The 22,398-nt window shown below is 68.3% G+C and carries 18 protein-coding genes; 7 read left to right on the top strand and 11 right to left on the bottom strand.

Annotated elements, in window-relative coordinates; all coding sequences use genetic code 11:
- Positions 1–6: 6 nt before the first annotated feature.
- A complete protein-coding gene (locus tag OHS03_RS33565; protein ID WP_328659552.1) occupies positions 7–318 on the top strand; it encodes a hypothetical protein in 312 nt (103 codons plus the stop codon).
- A 65-nt stretch (positions 319–383) separates the two neighbouring features.
- On the top strand, positions 384–884 hold the full coding sequence (locus OHS03_RS33570; protein WP_328659555.1) for a GtrA family protein: 501 nt from the start codon (positions 384–386) through the stop codon (positions 882–884).
- 3 nt (positions 885–887) lie between these two features.
- On the opposite strand, the gene OHS03_RS33575 is transcribed toward OHS03_RS33570, so the two are convergent.
- Genes OHS03_RS33575 through OHS03_RS33585 form a run of 3 tightly spaced genes read right to left on the bottom strand, consistent with a single transcriptional unit; the run spans position 888 to position 2,817 of the window.
- On the bottom strand, positions 888–1,529 hold the full coding sequence (locus OHS03_RS33575) for a Type 1 glutamine amidotransferase-like domain-containing protein (protein WP_062984375.1): 642 nt from the start codon (positions 1,527–1,529) through the stop codon (positions 888–890).
- Positions 1,529–2,368: a maleylpyruvate isomerase N-terminal domain-containing protein gene (locus OHS03_RS33580; protein ID WP_328659557.1), complete on the bottom strand. Its 840-nt coding sequence runs from the start codon at positions 2,366–2,368 to the stop codon at positions 1,529–1,531. The genes OHS03_RS33575 and OHS03_RS33580 overlap by 1 nt, the downstream gene beginning before the upstream one ends.
- On the bottom strand, positions 2,365–2,817 hold the full coding sequence (locus OHS03_RS33585) for an HIT family protein (protein WP_328659559.1): 453 nt from the start codon (positions 2,815–2,817) through the stop codon (positions 2,365–2,367). The genes OHS03_RS33580 and OHS03_RS33585 overlap by 4 nt, the downstream gene beginning before the upstream one ends.
- A 393-nt stretch (positions 2,818–3,210) precedes the next feature.
- Here OHS03_RS33585 and OHS03_RS33590 point away from each other — a divergent pair, with 393 nt between their 5' ends.
- The 4 genes from OHS03_RS33590 to OHS03_RS33605 all read left to right on the top strand — a co-directional run bounded on the left by OHS03_RS33590 (position 3,211) and on the right by OHS03_RS33605 (position 7,328).
- Positions 3,211–4,329 (top strand): Re/Si-specific NAD(P)(+) transhydrogenase subunit alpha, encoded by a 1,119-nt coding sequence (locus tag OHS03_RS33590; RefSeq protein WP_194826076.1) that lies wholly within the window; start codon positions 3,211–3,213, stop codon positions 4,327–4,329.
- On the top strand, positions 4,329–4,631 hold the full coding sequence (locus OHS03_RS33595) for an NAD(P) transhydrogenase subunit alpha part 2 (protein WP_328659561.1): 303 nt from the start codon (positions 4,329–4,331) through the stop codon (positions 4,629–4,631). The genes OHS03_RS33590 and OHS03_RS33595 overlap by 1 nt, the downstream gene beginning before the upstream one ends.
- Positions 4,632–4,648: 17 nt before the next feature.
- Positions 4,649–6,067: an NAD(P)(+) transhydrogenase (Re/Si-specific) subunit beta gene (locus OHS03_RS33600; RefSeq protein WP_062984528.1), complete on the top strand. Its 1,419-nt coding sequence runs from the start codon at positions 4,649–4,651 to the stop codon at positions 6,065–6,067.
- 163 nt (positions 6,068–6,230) lie between these two features.
- Complete coding sequence (locus tag OHS03_RS33605; protein ID WP_328659563.1) at positions 6,231–7,328, top strand: mechanosensitive ion channel family protein; 1,098 nt, start codon at positions 6,231–6,233, stop codon at positions 7,326–7,328.
- Positions 7,329–7,352: 24 nt separating this feature from the next.
- On the opposite strand, the gene OHS03_RS33610 is transcribed toward OHS03_RS33605, so the two are convergent.
- From OHS03_RS33610 to OHS03_RS33620, 3 genes are read right to left on the bottom strand one after another with little or no spacing between them, the layout of a single operon-like run.
- Positions 7,353–8,018, bottom strand: a complete 666-nt coding sequence (locus OHS03_RS33610; RefSeq protein ID WP_328659565.1) for an isochorismatase family protein — start codon at positions 8,016–8,018, stop codon at positions 7,353–7,355.
- Between the two features lie 35 nt (positions 8,019–8,053).
- Entirely contained in the window at positions 8,054–9,187 is a 1,134-nt protein-coding gene (locus tag OHS03_RS33615; protein ID WP_328659567.1) for an isochorismate synthase, read from the bottom strand.
- 9 nt (positions 9,188–9,196) lie between these two features.
- Positions 9,197–9,982, bottom strand: coding sequence for an SDR family oxidoreductase (locus OHS03_RS33620; protein ID WP_328659569.1), 786 nt, complete (start codon positions 9,980–9,982; stop codon positions 9,197–9,199).
- Positions 9,983–10,069: 87 nt separating this feature from the next.
- Between OHS03_RS33620 and OHS03_RS33625 the strand changes: the two genes are divergently transcribed.
- Positions 10,070–11,719, top strand: coding sequence for a (2,3-dihydroxybenzoyl)adenylate synthase (locus OHS03_RS33625; protein ID WP_328659572.1), 1,650 nt, complete (start codon positions 10,070–10,072; stop codon positions 11,717–11,719).
- 52 nt (positions 11,720–11,771) lie between these two features.
- Here the strand turns inward: OHS03_RS33625 and OHS03_RS33630 are convergent, their stop codons facing one another.
- From OHS03_RS33630 to OHS03_RS33650, 5 genes are read right to left on the bottom strand one after another with little or no spacing between them, the layout of a single operon-like run.
- On the bottom strand, positions 11,772–11,987 hold the full coding sequence (locus tag OHS03_RS33630) for a phosphopantetheine-binding protein (RefSeq protein ID WP_056818004.1): 216 nt from the start codon (positions 11,985–11,987) through the stop codon (positions 11,772–11,774).
- Positions 11,988–11,990: 3 nt separating this feature from the next.
- Complete coding sequence (locus tag OHS03_RS33635; RefSeq protein WP_328659575.1) at positions 11,991–12,830, bottom strand: siderophore-interacting protein; 840 nt, start codon at positions 12,828–12,830, stop codon at positions 11,991–11,993.
- Positions 12,827–14,056 carry an enterobactin transporter EntS gene (gene entS, locus OHS03_RS33640; RefSeq protein WP_328659576.1) on the bottom strand — a complete coding sequence of 410 codons (1,230 nt, stop codon included), beginning with the start codon at positions 14,054–14,056 and terminating at the stop codon, positions 12,827–12,829. The genes OHS03_RS33635 and entS overlap by 4 nt, the downstream gene beginning before the upstream one ends.
- On the bottom strand, positions 14,053–15,051 hold the full coding sequence (locus OHS03_RS33645; protein ID WP_328659578.1) for an ABC transporter substrate-binding protein: 999 nt from the start codon (positions 15,049–15,051) through the stop codon (positions 14,053–14,055). Before OHS03_RS33645 ends, entS begins: the two co-directional genes overlap by 4 nt.
- Positions 15,052–15,107: 56 nt before the next feature.
- Positions 15,108–22,331 carry a non-ribosomal peptide synthetase gene (locus tag OHS03_RS33650; protein WP_328659580.1) on the bottom strand — a complete coding sequence of 2,408 codons (7,224 nt, stop codon included), beginning with the start codon at positions 22,329–22,331 and terminating at the stop codon, positions 15,108–15,110.
- Between the last annotated feature and the right edge of the window lie 67 nt (positions 22,332–22,398).

A 22,398-nucleotide genomic window follows, 5' to 3' on the forward strand; every position in this document is an offset into this window, starting at 1 on the left:
CTGGCGATGATGAAACAACCGCAGGACCGCAGCGAGCTGGTGGGTGCTCTGCTGGCCGCGGAGTTCGCCGACGCGGGCCTCGACACCGAGGCGATGCATTGTGTCCACTCCGGCGTCCATCAGGAGTGGCTGTCCGCGCTGGAAGCGACCGGGATGTTCGACGTCCGCGCGATGGCCGAGATCGCCGCGCGCTGGAGCGCCGACCCCGCGCTGCTGCGTGATGCCCTGCTCGCCGAGGCCGACGAGCTCACCCGTCGCCGTTGTCTCGCCGCATGGGCCTCGTTCGATACTCGCCCGTTCGCGGCGGTCAGCCGCTAGCTGCTCGGCCCGCCCGTTTGCCGGTTGCTCACCCTGGCTTCATCTGCCGCTGGCAGGCTGGCCGCGTGGACCATCAGGCGAGTGTCACCGAGTCGGTGGCCGACCGATTCACCCGTTGGTGCGAGGCGGTCGTGGCCCGCCTGCCGTGGGGCCTCGACCGGTATGTGCCCGCGACATTCCTCGGCTTCGCACTGATCAACAGCTTCACCTTCGGTGTCGACCTGCTGCTGCTCACGCTGCTGCACAGCGGGCTGGGCCTGCCGATCTGGCTGTCGATCACCCTCGCCTACATCGTCGCGTTCGGGCTGAGCTTCCTGCTCAACCGCACCTTCAACTTCCACTCCCACGCGCCGATGGGCAAGCAGGCCGCGGTGTATGTGGTCGTCGTCCTGGTGAACTACCTGGCGTTCATCCTCGGCGTCGGCTCCGGTCTCGCCGCGCTCGGCCTGGAATACCACCTGGCCAGGCTGCTCGCGGGCGGTTGTGAGGCCGTGTACATGTACTGCGCGATGCGCTGGATCGTCTTCCGCCGCACATCGGCGGTGGCCGCACCGACCGCTGCGTGAGGCTCAGCCCCTGAGTACCTCGGTCCGATCGCCGTCGACCAGGACCACGTCGTCGTCGGTGAGTGCCCAATGCGGGATCTGCTCGGCGACGCAGTGGGCCAGCATCGCGGCGGAGTCGCCGTCCGGGTCGGTGGGAGAGTCCAGATGGACCACCAGCCGACGATCCACCACACCCAGTCCGTCCCACAGTGGTTCGATACCGGTGGCGGGCCGGACCTCGGCGGGGTCGTCCATGGTTTCCAGTCCGTGCAGATCGGGTCCCAGCAGGCACGCGCCCGCGCTGTAGCCCGCGTAGACCAGCGCGTCTTCGCGCAACAGGGTGGCAAATACCGAATCCGCACCGCTGCGGGCGAATTGCGCGCGCAGGACGAAGGTATTGCCACCGCGAACCCAGACCATCGGGAACCCGCGCAGATGCCGTTCCAGCCGTTCCGGTTGTCCCACGTACTCGCGCAGATCCAGCACTTCCGGCGAATAACCCTGCTGTTCCAGCGGTTTCACATCGCTCGTCACCGCCGACGACCAGGCGTCCGGCCACGCGTCACACGCGTTCGGAATCACCGCCACCCGCCCCGGCGCACCGACGAGCCCGACGAGCCGATCGGCGAAACCGCCGAACCTGTACGACGCCAGGAAAAGTCGCATCAGATGGTGAACGCCAGATTCCGCACGAGTCGCTCACCGAGCGCCGTATCGCCCTCGACGACCACCTCGCCGGGGTGCCGGTCAGCCGTTGTACGCCCTCCGCGCAGCCGCGCGAAGAGCCCGGAGTCCAACCGGAGCAGGGTAGTCGGCTCGCCGGAGATCTCGTCGAGAACCGTGCCGCGCCCACCCTCTACCGACAGATGTACCTGCCTGGTCACCGGCCCGGTCAGATCGAGAGTGATCAGCGAACCATCCGGCGCTTTGGCGCCTTTCACCACCGCGCGGCCCAGGCCGATGGTCAGTTCGGCGAACGCGGTCTCGGCTCGCGCGCCACCCTCCGGCACGCTGCGGCCGATCCCGTCGGCGAGGTCGAGTTCGTGCATCCAGCAATCGAACAGCCGCACCCGCATGAAGCGCCCATAGGGCACCTGCCCGACCGGCGAGACGGTCGAGGCCTGCCAGGCCTCGTCGTCCATGGCGGCCAGCGCGGCCCGGCGACGCTCGGTGGTCTCGTCGAACAGCGCGAGCAGGCGCTTGCCCGACAGCGGGCGCAACCGGTCGACCCAGATCTCGTTGAGCACGGCCACTTCGTTGCGCACATGCGGCAGCGTTCGAACATCGTCCTTGGGGCGCAACGGATCATGCGGCGGCGGCGTCTCGCCGAGCAGCCAGGACTCGCTGCCGACCACATGCGCGACAACATCGAACAGGGTCCAGCCGGGCAGCGGAGACATTCGGCGCCAAGCCTTTTCGTCGAGGTCGGCGACCAGCAGCGCGATGGCTTCCCACTGTTCGGCGAGCAGATCGGTGAGTTGCTCGCGCCCCGGCGTCTGGGTCATCCCTGTGCTCCTTCTGCATCGCTCCGGTCGAGCGCGGTGAGGCCCGCGCGGATCGCCGCTGCGGTCGAATTCGGTTCGTGCGGACGACGCAGCAGCAAACCCTTGGCGAAGGTGAGTTTGTCACCGTGTTTGCGAGGGACCACATGCAGGTGGACGTGGCCGACGGTCTGGAACGCGGCGGTGCCGTCGTTGAGGATGAGATTGGCCCCGTCGCTCGCGAGCCCGCTCACGCGTAGGGCGCGGGCGAGACGGTGGCCGGTGCGAAAGATCTGTGCGCCGAGTTCGGGATCGAGATCGTCGAGCTCGGTCGCGTGGACCCTGGGAACGATCAGGGTATGGCCGCGGGTGATGGGACGGATGTCGAGGAACGCGCACACCGCGTCGTCGGAGTAGACCATGGTTGCCGGTGCGGCACCCGCCACGATCGAACAAAAGGCGCAGTCGTTCACGGCCTCGACCCTACGGTGTGATCTGGGTCGCGCGACAGCCGAATGGTCCGTCGTCATGACCCGCGTCACGTCCCGTGTGACGCTGCGGTGCTCGGGCGCCTCGGTGAGTGATCGGCGCGGGCCTGTGGTCTTGTGTGTCCCACCTGCGGCGACGAATCCGGGTGCGCGCGCCGACCGGTGTCTACCGGGTCGGGAGGCCGTTGTCAGAGGTGATCAGGTCGGTGGTGTCCGTTTTGTGGTCGTCAGTCCAGTTCTCCGATGTGACGGGCATCTCGGCTAGGCTCACCGCGAGCCGAGTACAGTGGCGAGGATTTCAGTCGAACTTACTCACAGGTAACTTCGGCGCCCCGTTGTTCCCAGGCTCGAAGCCAGCACGAAAAGGAAGTCTGACTAGTGGAGACAACGCAAAACGTGGGCGAGGGTTCGCCGCGCGGAGCGCGGGTCGGAGTCGTTCGCGAATCCGGCCCGGGTGAGCGGCGAGTCGCATTGGTGCCCAAGATCATCCCCACCCTGTCCAAGCAGGGTGTCGAGGTGATCGTGGAAGCCGGTGCCGGCCTCGGCGCTCTCATTCCCGACGCTGCCTATGTAGAGGCAGGTGCGACCATCGGTGATCCGTGGTCGGCCGAGGTCGTCGTCAAGGTGGCCCCGCCCAGCGATGCCGAGGTGGCCAAGCTGTCCTCCGGGCAGACCCTGATCGGTTTCCTGGCGCCGCGCAATGCCGAGAATCAGATCGGCGCGCTGAAGTCTGCCGGTGTGCAGGCCTTCGCCGTCGAGGCGATTCCGCGTATCTCGCGCGCGCAGGTGATGGACGCGCTGTCCTCGCAGGCGAACGTGGCCGGTTACAAGGCCGTGCTGCTCGCCGCGTCGGAGTCGACCCGGTTCTTCCCGATGCTCACCACCGCGGCGGGCACCGTGAAGCCGGCCACCGTGCTGGTGCTCGGTGTGGGTGTGGCCGGTCTGCAGGCGCTGGCCACGGCCAAGCGTCTGGGCGGGCGGACCACTGGTTACGACGTGCGTCCCGAGGTCGCCGATCAGGTGCGCTCGGTCGGTGCGCAGTGGCTGGATCTGGGAATCGACGCCGCCGGTGAAGGCGGGTACGCCCGCGAACTCACCGACGAGGAGAAGGCCCAGCAGCAGCAGGCGCTCGAAGACGCCATCAAGGGATTCGACGTCGTGATCACCACCGCGCTGGTGCCGGGTCGTCCCGCACCGCGCCTGGTCACCGCCGCCGCTGTCGAGGGCATGAAGCCCGGCAGTGTGATCGTCGACCTGGCCGGTGAGACCGGTGGCAACTGCGAACTCACCGAGCCCGGCGAGGTCGTCGTCAAGCACGAGGTGACCATCGCCTCGCCGCTGAACCTGCCCGCCACGATGCCCGAGCACGCTTCCGAGCTGTACTCGAAGAACATTTCGGCGCTGCTGGAACTGATGCTGGTCGACGGCAAGCTCGCCCCCGACTTCGAGGATCAGGTCCTGGCGGATTCCTGTGTCACCCGTGAGGTGGAAGCCTGATGTACACCGAACTTCTCGCCAATGTCGCGATCCTCGTCTTGTCCGGCTTCGTCGGCTTCGCGGTGATCTCCAAGGTCCCCAACACCCTGCACACCCCGCTGATGTCGGGCACCAACGCCATTCACGGCATCGTCGTGCTCGGCGCGCTGGTGACCCTGGGCAATGTGAAGGACCCCTCGCTGCTCGTGCAGGTGATCCTGTTCGTCGCTGTGGTGTTCGGAACATTGAACGTCATCGGTGGCTTCGTGGTCACCGACCGCATGCTCGGCATGTTCAAGGGTAAGAAGAAGGCGGCCGAGTGATGCACGCAGTCGACAATATGACCTATCTGGTCAACGGCCTCTACATCGTGGCCTTCTCCATGTTCATCTACGGCCTGATGGGTCTGACCGGCCCGAAGACCGCCGTGCGCGGCAACCAGATCGCCGCTGTCGGTATGGGTATCGCGGTCGTTGCCACCTTGATCTCGGTGCGGCACGCGGCTCTGCTCAACTGGATTCTCATCGCCGCCGGCCTGATCGTCGGTGTGGCACTGGGTGTTCCGCCCGCCATCCGCACCAAGATGACCGAGATGCCGCAGCTGGTCGCGGCGTTCAACGGCGTCGGCGGCGGCACCGTCGCGTTGATCGCGTGGGCCGAATTCGTCGACAGCGCGGGCTTTTCCGAGCTGCACGAAACCCCGACCATCCACATCATCATCGGTTCGCTGTTCGCCGCGGTGATCGGCTCGATCTCCTTCTGGGGCTCGATCATCGCCTTCGCGAAGCTGCAGGAGATCCTGTCCGGCAAGCCGATCAGCGTCGGCCGCTTGCAGCAGCCGCTGAACCTGATCCTGCTCGTCGGCGCGATCGTGTGCGCCGTCGTGATCGGCCTCGGTGCCGACAACGGTGGCGTCTCGCAGCTGTGGATGATCGGTCTGCTCGTGCTCGCCGGTGTGCTCGGCCTGATGGTCGTGCTGCCCATCGGCGGCGCGGATATGCCGGTCGTCATCTCGCTGCTCAACGCGCTCACGGGTCTGTCGGCCGCGGCCGCCGGTCTGGCGCTGAACAACACCGCGATGATCGTCGCGGGCATGATCGTCGGCGCCTCGGGCACCATCCTCACCAACCTGATGGCCAAGGCCATGAACCGCTCCATTCCCGCGATCGTGGCCGGTGGCTTCGGTGGCGGCGGCGCGGTGGCGGGTTCGGGTGACGGTGAGGCCAAGACCGCGAAGGCGACCTCCGCCGCCGACGCCGCGATCCAGATGGCCTACGCCAACCAGGTGATCGTGGTTCCCGGCTACGGCATGGCCGTGGCCCAGGCCCAGCACGCGGTCAAGGAGATGGCGCTGCTGCTCGAGGCCAAGGGCGTCGAGGTCAAGTACGCGATCCACCCGGTCGCCGGTCGTATGCCCGGTCACATGAACGTGCTGCTGGCCGAGGCCGAGGTGTCCTACGACGCGATGAAGGAAATGGACGACATCAACGGTGAGTTCAACCGTACCGATGTGGTTCTGGTCATCGGCGCCAACGACGTCACCAACCCGGCGGCCCGCGACGACAAGTCCAGCCCCATCTACGGTATGCCGGTGCTCAATGTCGACCAGGCCAAGAGCGTCATCGTGCTCAAGCGCTCGATGAACTCCGGCTTCGCCGGCATCGACAACCCGCTGTTCTACGCCGATCACACCTCGATGCTGTTCGGTGATGCGAAGAAGTCCGTCGGTGCTGTCACCGAGGAACTGAAAGCGCTGTAAGACAGCCGAATACATCCGCAAGAGGCTCCGCTGTTCTCGTCGAACAGCGGAGCCTGTTGTCGTTGTGCCGACCGCGACTCGCCATCAGACGGTCATGTCTGTCGGTAGTGGGAGTGGGTATGCCGCAGCAGAAGCGAGCCGACAACGAGAGGAGTTCGATCTCGTGGAGGAGATATTACGGCCGATCATCGTGCTGCTCGGTACGATGGCGATCACGGTCTCGGTGGGTCTGCTGGTAGAGCGTCTGCTGCGCTACGCGGCGCGCCGCAGTCCCGGCGTTCATCTGCCGTCGCTGCGGCGACTGCAACTGCCGCTTCAGGTGCTGCTCGGCACGGGCACGTTGCACGCGGTCTATCCGCTTGCCGAACTCGACCTGCGCCAGGACGGGGTGATCCGGAACTTCCTGGCGACGGCGGCCATCATCGCCGCGGTGTGGTTGGTCATCCGCGCCACCGATGTGGTCGCCGACAGCCTGCTGGGTCGCTATGCCCAACGCGCCGGCGAGATTTCGCGCGTGCGTCAATTGCGCACGCAGTTCGGACTGGTGCGCCGCATCGTCACCTCGGTGCTGGTGGTCACCACCGCCGCGGTGGCCATCATGTTGCTGTTCCCGAGTCTGCGGACCCTCGGCACGTCGATGTTGGCCTCGGCGGGCGTGATCGGCATCATCGTCGGTGTCGCCGCCCAGTCGACATTGAGCAATCTCATGGCCGGGCTGCAGATCGCCTTCGGCGACTCGGTCAAGATCGGCGATACCGTTGTCGTGGAAGGGGAGTGGGGCACGGTCGAGGAGATCACCCTCACCTTCCTGACCGTGCGGATCTGGGACGATCGCAGGCTCACCATGCCGGTGTCCTACTTCAACAGCAAGCCCTACGAGAACTGGTCGCGGGGCGGCTCGCAGGTCACCGGCACAGTATTGCTGCACCTCGACCACAGCACCCCGGTGCCCGCGCTGCGCGAGCACCTGCGCACCTACCTGCGCGATTGCCGGGAATGGGACGGCCGCAGCTGGAATCTCGTGGTAACCGACAGCACGCCGACCGACATCGTCGTGCGCGCGACGATGTCGGCCGCCGATGCCGACGATGCGTGGGATCTGCGGTGCGCGGTCCGCGAGGAGCTGCTGACCTGGATCGGGCGCCACCACGCCCACGCGTTTCCCAAGATCCCGATCACTCACTCCGGCGAGGAGGCCAGCGCCGGTGATGGCGTCGGCGACCAGCGAGTGTCGGCCACTTGGGCTTCGTCGGCGCGCTAGATCAGCAGGCCGCCGACGGTCGTCTCACGATCGGCGTTCGGTGGAATCCACCTTCGTGGTGCCGAGCTGACGGATCAGATCGTCGGTGCTGGTGACGGCACCGCAGCGGCGGGCGACGTAGTTCAGCGCCATGATGTGATCGTCGCGGCTGAAGTCGGCGGTGGCATCGTGGACGAGGAAGGGGCGCACGTCGCCCATGAACGCTTCCGCGGCACTGAGCATGCAGCCCATGTGGGTGTAGACGCCGGTGATGAGGAGTTGATCGCGACCGTAGTAGCCGAGTAGCTCACGCAGATCGGTGCGTTGGAAGGCGGAGTAGCGCCACTTGGTGACCTGGATGTCCTGTGGGTCGGGGGCGATGGCGTTGATCACCTCGGTATCGGCGCCCTCGGACATGCCGGTGCCCCAGAATTCGGCGAGTATCCCGCGTCGCGACGGATGCTGGTCGCCGGGCTGCATCGTGTAGATGACCGGGATGTCGAATCGGTGGCAGTGATCGCGCAGGGTGGCGATGTTGGCGATGAGGGTGCGCGCGGGATCGCGGTAGAGGTCGTAGGCGTCGAGGAAGTACTGCTGCATGTCGTGGATCAGCAGTGCGCTACGGCCTGCGTCGGCGGTCCAGTCGACCTGATCGGCGGTGAACTCGTCCGCGGTCGGCATGGGATAGGGCGCGATCGGGGGAATGGGCATGGGGGAATCTCCGTTGAGCGTTGGGGTCGGCGGGGTCAGCCGACGGTGACGGGCAGGTCGGCGATACCGAGCGGCCCGAGGATGCGCTGGAATTTGCCGGTGGTCTCGGCCAATTCGGCGGTGGGGTCGGAGGCGGCGACGATTCCGCCGCCCGCGTGGGCGAGCAGGGTGGTGCCGTCGGCGGACAGTTCGGCGCAGCGGATGCTCACCATCCACTCCCCGTTGCCGTCGGCATCGCACCAGCCGACCGCGCCCGCGTAGAAGCCGCGTTCGCCCTCCAGTTCGGCGATCAGCCGGGCGGCCGCCGCGGTGGGTGTGCCGCAGATGGCGGGGGTCGGGTGCAGTGCCACTGCCAACTCCAGTGCCGACGGTCCGGCGAGCGGGACCGTCGCGGTGATCGGCGTGCCCAGATGCCACATCGCCGGCGTGGCCATGAGTTCTGGTGCGGGAGTGTGTACTTCGGCGCAGCGGTCGCGCAGCACGGCGGAGACCTGGTCGGTCACGAAGCGGTGTTCGGCATGGTCTTTGGTGGAGGCGAGCAGTGCGTCGGCGGCGGTGCGGTCGGCGCTGCTGTCGTCGAGGATTCGCCGGGCCGAGCCTGCCAGGGGGTGGCTCAGAACCTGACTTCCGTTGCGGCGTACCAGGATCTCAGGGCTGGAGCCGACCAGATGACGGCCGGGATAGCGTCCGCCGGCGGCGGAGAGGTCGACCAGGAACCCGTTGGACATCGGATCCGAGGCGACCATCGAATCCAGGATGTCCAGTGCTCGAACGGCTTTCGGCGCACAAGCACGAACGGCGCGGGCCAGCACCACCTTTCGCAACGGATGCGCGGGATTGCCGAGCAGTTCGACAGCGGTGGCGACGCGTCGGCGGTGTTCCTCCGGCGCGGGCAGCGCGGCATCGAGTTCGAAGCGGGGGAGCGTCCGCGAACCGGGTCGGTGCGGCGCTTCGGTGATCGTCACCGAATCCGGCGCCCACAGCGCGGTCGGCGCGCCGGGGATGAACGGTAGCGCGCCGACGATGTGGCTGATCCGGCCGCTGCGCAGTGCGGTGATCGCGTCGTGTGCCGAGCGGAAGACGGTCCCGCCCGCGGTGGCGGACACGGTCCGCTGCGGACGGGACAGCAGGAAAGCGGGGTCTGAGCTGTCGGTACTGATGGTGATCATTCCTCTCGGTCACATGTCGAGCGTTGCGCCACCGTCGACCCGCAGGTCGTGCATCGTGATGTGGCGGGCGTCCTCGGACGCCAGGAAGTGGACTGAGCCCGCGATATCGGCGGGAGTGGCGATGCGGCGCAACGGAATTCCGAGGCGGTAGACACTCGGGTCGCCGTCGAGCAGCGCATTCTCGGCCGCGTCGTCGACGGTGCCGCCGAACATCTCACGCAGCATCGGGGTATCGGTGGAACCGGGCGAGACCAGGTTCACCCGCACGCCGAGCGGCGCGACTTGCAGGGCCAGCGAGCGGGTGAACGCGGTGGCGGCGGCCTTGGCGGCGCCGTAGGCGGCCATTCCGACGCGTGGCGTGGCGGCCGCGTTCGAGGAGACGACCACGATCGCGCCGCGACCGGCGCGGACCATCTCGGCGGCCGCGCGCTGGGTGACCAGCATCGTGCCGGTGGCGTTGACGGTCAGGCAGCGTGCCCACTCTTGTGGGTCGAGTTCGAGTGCGGAGCCGCCGACCATGAGCCCGGCCGCGTGCACGACGACATCGGGTGTTCCGAATTCCGTGGTGAGACGGTCGAAGGCGGCCTGTACTTCGGCGCCGTCGCTGACATCGAGGTCGACGCCATGAGCGGATCGTGCCGTCAGTGCGGCGGCGACCTTGTGGACGGCGGGGTCGCGGTCCCAGAGCGAGAGAACTCCCGCTTCGCCGGCGAAACGGGCGGCGATCGCGGCGCCGATTCCCCCGGCGGCGCCGGTGACGACAACGATTCGCCCTCTGGACTCACCACTATGCATGAGGTTAGCCTAACCTGATTTCATCGTCGGTTGGTTAGCTTCCCTTACAGCTTCCGGCGAGGAACTTCGAAGATCCGCTGGAAAGAGGTGCTCGACTTGACCGATCCCGTGCTCCCCGGATTCACTCCGTGGCCCGCTGAGCTGGCACAACGATATCGAGAGCAGAACTGTTGGACCGGTGAGACATTCGGCGATGTACTCACCGCGCGCGCGGACGTGGCGCCGGACCGGATCGCGGTCCTGGACGACGCGAACAGCTGGACCTATGCCGAGCTCGAGCGCCGTTCCCGCTCGCTCGCCACCGGTTTGGCCCGCCTCGGTATCGCGCCCGGTGACCGGGTGCTGGTGCAGCTCCCCAACCGCGCGGAATTCGTCGAGGTGATCTTCGCGCTGTTCAAACTCGGCGCGCTGCCGGTGTTCTGTCTGCCCGCCCACCGCAAGGCCGAGCTGGTGCCGATCGCCCATGCCGCCGCGGCGAAGGCCATGATCACCTGCGGCACCCACCAGCGTTTCGACTACGCGGCGCTGGCCGCCGAGGTGCGCCGCGAGGTCGAGAGTCTGCGTCACCTGGTGCTGGTCGACTGTGAGTCGCTGCCCGAGGACGCGCACGGTATCGACGAATACCGGGACACCCCTACCGAATCGGCGGGTCCGTCGGCCGGTGATGTGGCGTTTCTGCAACTGTCGGGCGGCAGTACCGGCATCCCGAAGCTCATTGCCCGTACCCACGACGATTACCTGTACAGCGTGCGCCGCAGCGCCGAGATCTGTGAACTCGACAGCGCCACTGTCTACCTCGCGACACTGCCGGTCGCGCACAACTTCCCGATGAGTTCGCCGGGCATCCTGGGTGCACTGTGGGCAGGTGGTGCGGTCGCGATGACGCCGGATCCGACTCCGGCGACGGCTTTTCCGCTGATCGAGCGGTTCGGCGTCACCATCACGGGTCTGGTGCCCCCGCTGGCCCGGCTGTGGACCGAGCGCGCGGAGGCGGGCGAGACCCCCGACCTGTCCAGTCTGCGGGTCCTCCAGGTCGGCGGGGCACGGTGCCAGGACGAGCTGGCCCGCCGGATCGGTCCCGCGCTCGGCGTGACCTTGCAGCAGGTGTTCGGGATGGCCGAGGGTCTGGTCTGCTACACCAGGCTCGACGACCCGATCGACGTGGTGGTGAGCACACAGGGACGGCCGATGTCGGAGCACGACCAGCTCGCCGTCGTCGACGACAACGGCGTCGAGGTGGCGCCGGGGTCGACCGGGAACCTGATCACGCAGGGCCCGTACACCATTCGCGGCTACTACGACAACCCCGACGCCGATGCCCGCAGCTTCACCGCCGACGGCTGGTACCGCACCGGCGACATCGTGTCCGTGCGCCCCGACGGCAATCTCGTGGTCGCGGGCCGCGCGGGCGACTGGGTGAACCGTGGCGGCGAGAAGGTATCGGCCGAAGAGCTCGAGGCGCACCTGCTCGAACATCCCGCGGTCCGCGACGCCGTCATCGTGGGAACGCCGGATCCTGTCCTGGGTCAACGCATCTGCGCCTTCGTCCAGCCGATCGACCCCGCACAGCGACCCACGCTGATCTCGGTGCGCAAGTTCGTGCGCTCGCGCGGAGTGGCGGCGTGGAAGATGCCCGACACGGTGGTGGTCGTCGACGAATTCCCGGAAACCGGCGTCGGCAAGACCAGCCGCAAGGATCTGCGGCAGGCACTCGCCGACGGGGCGCACGGCACCTGACCGAGCCGGGGGCGGCGCGGATTTCGAGCCGCCCCCGGCCCGCAGCACGCGATCAGGCCAGCAGTTCGATCCACGACCCGAGCACGGGATCACCGGCGAGCGTGGGGAAGTCGATATCTGCATGTCCGGCCGACCGCCATTTCTCCACGAGCGACATGATGCGAACCGAGTCCAGGCCCGCGTCCAGCAGGTCGGTATCGGCGGCCAGCTCGGATCGGTCGACACCCAGTGCTGTGGCCACATCCGAGATGACTTGTTCGTCGGTCATCGCTCATTCCTCTCGATCGAAGTCGGCGACGCCGCGCTTCCAGTACCCGGCGATCAGTGAGTCCTTGGGACCGATGCCGAGTTCGCCGCGCACCACCTTGCGGATGCCACGCAGGCACCCCGCCTCGCCGGCGACCCAGGCGTAAACCCTGTGCCCGGCAGGGACTTCCACCCCGCGAACCGCCTTCTCCAGCGCGTCGCCGGTGCCCGGCTCCAGGTCGCCGCGGTGCAGCCAGCGCACCTCGATGCCCGCCGGCGCGTCGATCTCGATCTCTTCCTCGGGCCCGGTCACCTCGATGAAGGCCCAGCCCCGCGCGGTCCGCGACAGCCGTTCCAGCCAGCGCGCGATGGCGGGCAGCGCGGTGATGTCACCGACGAAGAGGAACCGGTCGTAGGACTCCGGGACGACGACGCCACCGGGAGGGCCCGCGATGTGGATCTTGGTGCCCGGGGTCGCCGCGCTCGCCCACTCCGAGGCCAAGCCGCCGGGGTGGATCGCGAAATCGATATCGAGTTCGTTGTCGGCGATGCTGTGGCGGCGCACCGTGTACTCGCGCGACACCGGGCGCGGGTTGCCCCACTCGAGTGACTGACCGTCGCGCGCGGGCAGCCGCAGCACCCCGTCCTCACACGGAAATACCAGGCGCACATGCTCATCCGGCACATAGCTGTGGAAGGACGCGATATCGGGTCCGCCGAAGGTGATCCTGAGCAGCCCTGCCCCGACCGCCACCGTGCGGATCACCTCCACTTCCTGCAATCCGATCGGATACGGGACCTTGGCGCCGTGCTCACTGGCGAGCACGTCGGCGATGCGCGCGGCATAGCCACTGCGATCTGTCACTGCTGTTCCTTTCCGTGCAGCGGCCCGGCGGCAAGCGCCACCACGCCGGTGAGAACCAGGACCGCGACGCCGTAGAACACGAGCGCGGAACCCGGTGCGAAGAATTGGCCGACGAAACCGGCGGCCATCGAACCGATCGCGGTGCCGGTCACCGACTGCACCATGAGAAGTCCGGCCATCCGGCCGCGCAGCTCCTCGGGCGCCTGCTGTTGCAGCAGGGTGTAGCGCAGCACGATGTTCACCGCCCTGGCCAGGCCGAATCCGGCCAACCCGAGAAACACCAGCGCCGCGTGCGACCACAGTCCGGCGGCGATCACGCCCAGTGGCATGAGGGCCAGCGAGATCAGCAGGGCGAGCCCGTTGTAGCGGGTGCGACTCATCCAGCCGCTGGTGAGCGAGCCGAGAACCGCACCGGCGCCCGGCGCGGCGTAGAGCAGGCCGAGGGTGCCGGGGCCCGCGCCGAGTTCGACCTCGGCGAAGGCGGGCAACAGCACCAGCGGGCCGCTGACGAGCATGGCGAGCAGGCCGGTGAGCAGGATGATGCGAATAGTCTTGTGCTGCATCGCGAATCGAATGCCGATCGCCAGTTCGCGCACCGGGTTCTGCAGGTCGCGGGCCGGCGGGGGCGCAGGCCCGATCGCCGTGATCAGCCCGACGGTGGCGACGGTGGCGCCCGCGCACAGGAAGAACGCGACCGACACCCCCGTCTGCGCGACGAGCACGCCGGCGATCGCGGGCGTGATCATGGTGCCGAGGTCGGTGGTGAGCGCGGTCAAAGCGCCTGCCGCCGCGATCTTCTCGCGACCGACCAACATCGGAACCAGAGCCATCAACGCGGAGCCGCTCACGCCGCCCGCGAGTCCGTCGATGACGGCGGCCAGATAGATCACCGACAGCATCGGATCCGGCAGCACCGCGTTGATGCCGAGGATCAGGAAGCCGAAACCCGCTGCGCTGCGCGACCATTGGATCACGTTGCGCCGGTCGTAACGGTCGGCGATCACACCGCCCGCGAGGCTGCCGACGAACAACGCGGCCGCGGTGGTTGTCGCGATGCCGGCGACCTGCAGGGTCGAGCCGGTCAGTTGATAGACCTGCAACGGCAGGGCCACCATGAGCAGCCCGAGCCCCAGCACCGACACCAGCCGCGCCGCGAACGCGCACCGGAACGGACGCGAGGTCCGCAGCGGGCTGATGTCGATGAGCAGGCCGCCGACCGCTGTCACTTGAAGCGTTCCACGAGCAGATCGAGCGTGGTCATGACCGTGCGGTAGTCAGGCCGTGAGCTGGTCGCGGGCAGCTCGAAGACGGTGTTCGCCTTGAACGAGGGCAGCGACGCGTACATCGGGTCGGCCCGCAGCTCGGCCAGGCTCCGGCCGCCGTTGAGCGGGATCATGAACAGCACGGGCGCGTCGACCGCGGTGTTCAGCAACTCCGGGCTGAAGCTGATGAAGTCGGCGCTACCTTCGCGAGCGGGGTTGCCCGCCTTGCTCTCCAGTTGACGGTCCAGCGTGAAGCCGACCTCGGAGAGCAGCGTGGGCAGTGCGGCGGTGGGCACGAACGCGGTCGGCTTCTGGCTCTTGAGCGACTGCATGACGACGGCGTTGCCCACGGGCGCCTTGATGGAGCTCTTGGCCTTGGCCAGCTTGTCCTTGTAGTTGGCGATCAGCTGGTCGACCTCGGACGGCTTGCCGACCACGTCGGCGATCACCCGCAGTTGGTCCTGCCAGTAGGTGGTCTCGGTCGGCACCAGCACGGTCGGGGCGATCGCGCTGAGCTGGTCGTAGGCGTTCACCGACTGCTGCGCCGGGTAGCCCTGGCCGCCGCCGATGATCAGGTCCGGGCGCTGGGCGGCGATGAACTCCAGGTTGATGTTCTCACCGGTGGGCAGGGCCTTGGTGCCCTGTTTCGCCGCATCCTCGGCCCAGCCCGTCGGGAACTCACCCGGCTTGCTCGCGACGCCGAGCAGACGCGGGTCGGCGGCGACGACCGGCGCCTCGAGGTCGTAGAGGTAGCCCGCCAGGGTGCCGTTGAGCACGACGATGCGTTGCGGATCCGCGGGGACGGAGACCGGGCCCTTCGGAGTCTGGACCTCGCGGGGGCCGCTGGGTGCGGCGGTGTCGTCCGACGAGGTGCCGCAGCCGGTGAGCGCTGCGATCAGCGCGAGAACCAGCAGGGCGAGGGTGGCGCGGAGCCTGCCCGATGATCGTGTGGTGAACATGGAAGGAGTTGTCCTCATCTTTCTTTTCGAACGGTGAAAAGCGGTGCGCTGTATGCTCAGCCGCCGATCACCGGGTCTGTGTCGAGAAGTGCCGCGACCTCGGCCCAGCCGGCGGGCGAGACGATCTCGAAGTGGGAGTAAGGCAGTCGGCGCACCACGAGCCGGGCCTGTGCGGACTGCCAGCCCGCCAGTTGCGCCTCGGTGCGGCCCGGTGTGGTTCCGGTGTCGGCGGCGTAGAGCGCCATCGGGCCGTCGTAGTCGGCCGCGGTGGACGCGGTGACCATGCCGAGCAGGGTGGTCGCGGCATCGCGGAGTTTCGTCGCCAGTTCTGGTGCGTCGTCCGGGATGTCGGGCAACAGCCGGTCCAGATCGGCGGGGTCGGTGAGGGCGTGGGTCGCCTGTTCGGTGAGATCGGACAGGGCGAACGCGTCGACCAGTCCGGTGAAGGCGACCTGCTCGCCCGCCGCGGTCAGTGCGGCGGCCATGGCGTGGGCGACGGTGCCGCCGAGGGAGTAACCGAGCAGGTGGTAGGGGCCGTGCGGTTGGATTCGGCGGACGGTGGCCACGTAGTACACGGCCAGGTCGTCGATGGTCTCGGCACGGAAGGTGGTGTCGCTCAGCGTCGGGAGCTGTAGGCCGACGATCGGGCGGTCGGCTCGCAGCAGTTTCGCGAGAGGGCCGAACTGCCAGGCGGTACCGCCGACCGGGTGAACGCAGAACAGTGGCTCGCGCGATCCGGCGGTGCGGAGTTCGAGGACATGATCGAGTCGAGAGCCCCAGGCGTTGTCGGCCTTCGCGTCCTGTGCCCGGGAAGTCGTGCGAGAGGCATTGTCGCTCTGAGCGATCCGATCGGCGAGCGCCCGGGGGGTCGGTGCCTCGAAGACGTCGTCGAGGACGACCGCGAGACCTGCCCGTCGGAGCCTGCCCATCACGCGGACGGCGGTCAGGGAGTGGCCGCCTGCCTCGAAGAAGTCGGCGTCGGTGCCGATGTCGGTGATGGACAGGACGGCTGCCATCGCCGAACGAATGGCGCTGATCAGCTCGGCGCCCCGGTGCGGGCCGCTACCGGTCGCCGGCGCGGTGCCGACCGCGAAGTGGGAGCCGCCGGCCTTGTCATAGGTCGGGACCGGCAGGGCCTTGCGGTCGATCTTCTCGCTGGTCGTGCGGGGGATGTGGTCGAGGACGACGAACGCGGCCGGGACCATGTAGGCGGGCACCCGTGCCTGCAAGCCGGAACGGACCGCGGCGATGTCGATGTCGGTGTCCGCCTTGGCCACCAGGTAGGCGGCGAGGCGTTGATCGCCGGGGGTGTCTTCGCGCAGGATCACCGCCGAGTGGGCGACGCCGGGGCAGCTCAGCAGGGCTGCCTCGATTTCGCCGAGTTCGATGCGTTGACCGCGTAGCTTCACCTGGCTGTCGGCGCGGCCCACGTAGTCGAGTTCGCCCTGCGGGCCCCAGCTCACGAGATCGCCGGTGCGGTACATGCGTTCGCCGTGTCCCAGCGGGTCGGCGACGAACGAACCCGCGGTCCGGGCCGGGCGGGCGAGGTATCCGCGCGCCAATTGCTTTCCCGTGAGGTACAACTCGCCGATCACGCCGACCGCAACCTGGCGCAGCTGGGTGTCGAGAACACGCACATCGGCACCGGCGGCGGGCAGGCCGATCGGGACATTGCCGCGGTCGGCGTCGGAGGTCTCGTGGTGGGTGATGCACACCGCGGCCTCGGTGGGTCCGTACAGATTGTGGACGCGGGCGCCGGTGAGCGCTCTGATCCGCGCCGCGGTCGGCGGCGGCAGCGGTTCGCCGCCGGTGATCACGCAGCGCAGCGCGGTGCAGCCGCTCAGGTCGGCCTCCTCGGCGAGCACGGTGAGCATCGACGAGGTGAGCTGGACCATCCCGACCCGCTCGGTGGCCATCAGTTCGGCCAGGTAGTGCGGGTCGCGGTCGAGTCGACCCGACACCGGCGCTGCGACGACGCGCGCACCGACCAGCAGCGGCAGGAACAGCTCTAGCAGGGAGGCGTCGAACGTCGCCGCGGTGCGGTACAAGACGGTGTCGCCCGCGCCGAACCGGTGTCGTCGCTGCATCCACTCGAAGGTGTTGACGATGGCCTCGTGCGAGACGCTCACGCCCTTGGGCTCGCCGGTGGAGCCCGAGGTGAACAGCAGGTACGCGGCATTGCGGGGAAGCAGTGGCGCGAGTCGCTCGAGGTCGGAGACCGGGGTATCGGCGTAACCGGACAGATCCACTGCGTCGACTCGCGCCACGGGTGCGCGATCGGTCGCGAAGCCGTCGGCCGCGGTCGTGAGAACCAGCGCCGTGCGGGATGTTCCGAGGATCCTGTCGGCACGCTGCGCGGGACTGCGCGGATCCAGCGGCAGGTAGACCCCGCCGGCCCGGCACACCGCATGCGCGGCGACGATCGACTCGATGCCACGCGTCATCGCCACCGCGACAACAGTTTCGGGCCGGATACCCTCGTCGATGAGCCAGCGCGCGAGCCGACGGACCCGGCTGTCGAATTCACCGAACGAGATCGTCACGCCGTTCGCGGTGACGGCCGGAGCATCGGCCGAGATCGTCGCCGTCACCGACCAGTCGGCCAGCGTCCGGCCGTGTGTTTCCGACGGCATCGCGGCGGCCATGGCTTCCTCGACGGACCTATCGAGATCGGCGGCCAGCGTGGACAATACGGCGCCGAGGCGTTCACTCAGCCGCGTGGCGACCTGGCCCGGCACCGCGGCCGCGTCGTGGTGCAACATCAACGCGAACTCGGCGCCGGGCAACGCGGTCACCGTGACCGGGAAGTCCGTCAGCCCGTCCACATCGACGTCCACCACCTGAACCCCGCCGGGATCCGGCTGCAACAGACCGGCTTTCGGGAAGTTCTGGAACACGACGAGCGAATCGAACAATCGCCCGATGCCCAGCGCCCGCTCGATGGTGGCCAATCCGAGGTATCCCCGAGCCTGGCCGTCGAACGAGGTCTGCTGCAACTCTCCGAACTGCTCGGCCACCGGCCGACCGGTCCCCAGCAATACCCGCACGGGCACGGTATTGCTGAACAAACCGACCATCCCGCCGACCCCGGCGAGATCGGCGGGACGCCCGGACACCACGGTCCCGAACACCACATCGGTCCGCCCGAAGTGATCCGCGAGCACCATCGCCCACGCGCCCTGCAGCACGGTATTCATGGTCAGCCCGTGCCGCCGGGAGTTCTCGGCCAAGGCCGTCGCCACGTCGGCGGTCAGCGGAACCCGAAGTCCGACTGGACGCTGTGGCTGGGCCGTCGTCGAATCCGCCGAGCGCGGTGCTCCCACGCCGTTCGTGGTCGGCTCCGTAGGGGTGGCGGCGAGCAGGGTCGGCGCGCGCAGGCCGGTGAGGTTTTCGGTCCACCAGTGCAGGGTCGCTGTGGTGTCGCGGGTGGCGAGCCAGGTGAGGTAGTCGCCGAAGTAGGCGGGGGTCGAGAGGGTCTCGCCGGTGTAGAGGGCGAGGGTTTCCCGGACCATCGTCGGTACCGACCAGCCGTCGGCCAGGAGGTGATGGGCGATCAGGACCAGCCAGTGCGAGGTGTCGGTGAGGCGGATCAGGAGGCCGCGGATCAGCGGCGGTTGATCGATGTCGAACGGTTCGGAGCCGGCGCGCCGCACCGAAAGCCGTGCTCGCGCTTCGGGATCAGGTGTCTCACGCAGATCCTCGACCTGCCACGAGACCCCCGGTGTCCGCGGAACGATCTGCACCGGCTGGTCGAACTGTTCATAGTTGAACGCCGCGCCGAGGTTCGGATGCCGCCGCAGCATGCTCGCGAACGCCGCACCCATCCGCTCCGGATCGACGACGCCGTCGAGGCTGAACCGGGCCGTCATCGTGTACACGTCGGCGGCGCCGTCGCGCAGCGCGTGGAACAGCAATCCCTCCTGCAAGGGGGACAGCGGGAGCACGTCGGCGACCGATCCGTAGGTAGCGCTGAACTCGTCCACGTCGCTCTGCGCGAGCGCTGCGATCAGGCGACCGGGCGCTGTCGGGAGTGACGACGAGACAGCGGCTGCCGACTCGAATCCCACGGCGGTCGTGGGATGTTGCGGCTCGGGGGCCGCCTCCGCGGCCAGCGCGGCGAGGCTGCGCCGGGTCAGCAGTTGCTGGGGGAGGAGGGTGAGGCCCTTGGCGCGCAGGCCGCTGCTGACGGTGATGGCGGTGATGCTGTCGCCGCCGACGGCGAAGAAGTCGTCGTCCATGCTGACGGCGTCGAGGCCAAGGGTGCTTGAGATCGCTTGGTGGACAGCGTGTTCGGTAGCAGTGGCCGGTGCGCGTTCGGACTCGTCGGTCGCGGGGTCCGGTAGCGCCGAGCGGTCGAGTTTGCCGTTGACCGTGGTGGGCAGGGCGTCGAGGACGACGAGTCGTGCCGGCACCATGTGCTCGGGGACCAGGTCGGCCAGGCGGGTGCGTGCGGCCGAGGTATCGAGGTCGTCGGTCGCGGCGACGACGTAGCCGATCAGGGTGGGGCGCCCGGCGATATCGCGGATATCGGCTGCCGCGGTGCGGATCTCGGGCAGACCGTCGAGTGCCGCCGCCACATCACCGAGTTCGACGCGGTGGCCGCGGATCTTCACCTGGTTGTCGACCCGGCCCAGGTATTCGTAGCCGAGCCCGGGAACCCAGCGCGCCCGGTCGCCGGTGCGGTACATCCGCGCTCCCGGCGGACCATACGGATCGGCGACGAAAGACTGTGCGGTAGTGGCGAACCGGCCGAGATAGCCTCGCGAGATCTGCGGACCGGCGAGATACAGCTCGCCCACCTGCCCGTCGGCCACGATCTGTAATCCATTGTCCAACAGGTGAGCCCGCGAGCCCGCGACCGGCATCCCGATCCGTGGGCCAGCGCTGTCGATCGGCGCCCCGATCGCATCCACCGTCGCCTCGGTGGGGCCGTACAGATTGACCGCCGCGAACCCGCCACGATCGATCGCGCCCCATAGCTCCGCCGAGCAGGCATCCCCGCCGATCACCAGCGTCAGCGGCGGGCGCGCTGTCGCCGACTTCCGGCCGACCGGGCTCGACTGTGCTGCCGACGGTAGTTCGCTGGTCAATCCGTGTTCGAGCAGGGCGGCGACCAACGAGGGAGTGCCGTCGACGACGTCGATGCCGTCCCGGGCGAAAGCCTCGACCAGGGCGGCCGGGTCACGTCGGGTATCGCTGTCGTACACGTGGATTCGATGCCCGGCCGTCATCCACAGCAGTGGGTCGAGCGAGGCGTCGAAGGCGAAAGAGGTGGTGTGCGCGACGGTCAGCTGACGGTCACCCGCACGGCGCGCGGCGGCGCTGTGGATCCCGGCGCGGTGCGCGGCGACGAGCGCGGCCACGGACCCGTGCTGTACGACAACACCTTTCGGCTGACCGGTCGAGCCCGAGGTGTAGATGACGTAGGCCGCGTGCTCGGGCCTCACCGCGAGATCGAAGTCGGCGTCCGCGTGATCGTCGAGGCGCGCGCGGAAGTCGGCGTCGTCGATCGCGACGGCGTCGTCACCGAGCTGGGCCGCCAACTCACCGGCGCTGAGCACCACAGCGGGGCCCGCGTCCGCGATCGTCGCTCGCAGCCGGGCGACCGGATGTTCCGGATCCAAGGGCAGATAGGCGCCACCGGCCCGCCAGACGGCGAGCACCGCGACAACGAATTCCACCTCGCGGGGGAGCGCGAGGCCGACGATCGCATCCGGCCCGACCCCGGCACCGCGCAGGAAGCGCGCGAACCGGTTCACCCTGAGTCGAAGTTCGGCGGCGGTGTACTCGGCCTCAGCCGAACTCAGGACCACGGCGTCCGGTTGCTCGGCGAGCACCTGTTCGAGAACGTCGGGGACCATCGCGACCGACGGTTCGTCGTCGCGAGGAGCCCGGGTTTCGCTGTCTGGGAGCTGCATTGCCGTCGACCGCGCGGCCAGCAACCGTGTGCGCTCGGCCGGATCGAGCAGGTCGAGCGCACCCACCGCGATCTTGTCCGACCCGGTGAGAGACTCGATCACCCGGACCAACCCGGCGATCCGCCCGCGCACCGTGTCCGCGTCGTTGGTTCGCGCGTCGGATTCGAATCCGAGCAGCACCGTGCCGTCGGACAGCGGAGTGACGGTCAGCCCCAGATCCTCCGGTGGCCCGCCTGCCACATTGCGCAGAACACCACGCGCACCGTCGAAATCGAGGGTGAAGTCGAAAACCTTGAGGTTGATGCCGATTCCGTGCAGGAGTTCGCCCGCACCGTGACCGTGGAAGTCACGGGCGAGGTCGTCGCCGCTGTAGCGCTGGTGCTTGCGGACCTCGCGCAGGGTGTCGGCGATGCGGGGGCCCAGCTCGCCGAGCCGGTCGCCCGCGCTCACCGTGACCCGGAGGGGAAGTACGTTCACCGCCATGGCGGGCGTGCGCAGGGCGGCGCGGCCGACCCGGCCCATCAGCAGCATCGAGACCACCACATCGGCGGTGCCGAGTCGGCGGTGCAGGAACGCGGCGTAGCAGGCGACGAGCGCGTCGGCCCACGTGATGCCGTGCCGTTCGGCGCTCTCGCGCAGTGCCGCCAGCAGTTCGACGGACAGGATGGCTTCGGCGCGGATCGTCCGCTCGACCGCACCGCCGAGGTGGCGACCGCGACCGTCGAGATCAGGCCACGGTGTGAGCTGGTCGCGCCAGTAGGCGCGGTCGGCCTCGAATTCGGGCCCGGCCCGATAGGCCTGCTCCTCGGCGACCAGCTCGGCGATGGTTCCGAAAGTTTGTTTCGGCGAAGGTGTTCCGCGTCGGAGGGAGGTGTAGTGGGCGGCGACCCGGCGCGAGAGCAGCGCCGCGCTGTAACCGTCGACGATGAGGTGGTGGTAGAGCTGCACGCACCAGACCACGCAGTCGGAGATCCGGATCAGCGTGTAGTTGTAGAGCTGCCGGTCGACCATGCCTCGGCACCGTTGCGCGGCCTGCGCGCGCTCCAGCGCGACAGCCTCGTAGGCCAGGGCCATCGGCTCCGCCGCCGCTCGGAGATCGACGATCGGGCGCAGCACCGCCTCGGCATCACTCACGAATTGCCTGGGCCCGTCGGCAGTTTCGGTGAACCGCAGCCGCATGTTCTCGGCCTCGGCGACGGTGCGACGGATCGCCTCGCTCAGCGAGTCGACATCGATCGGCGCGTCCCCGGTGATCTCCAGGACCTCGCCGACCAGGTAGCGCCCGGACTCGGGATCGAAGCGCTGGGCGTTCCAGATGCCGAGCTGTGGTCCGGTCAGCGGCAACTCGAGACCATCGTTCACGGCAACTCCCTCCCTCGTCACATTCACAATTAGTTAGGTTAGCCTAACTTAACTGATTGCGGAATAC

It is taken from the genome of Nocardia salmonicida (assembly GCF_036142455.1).
Classification (GTDB): Bacteria; Actinomycetota; Actinomycetes; order Mycobacteriales; family Mycobacteriaceae; genus Nocardia; species Nocardia salmonicida.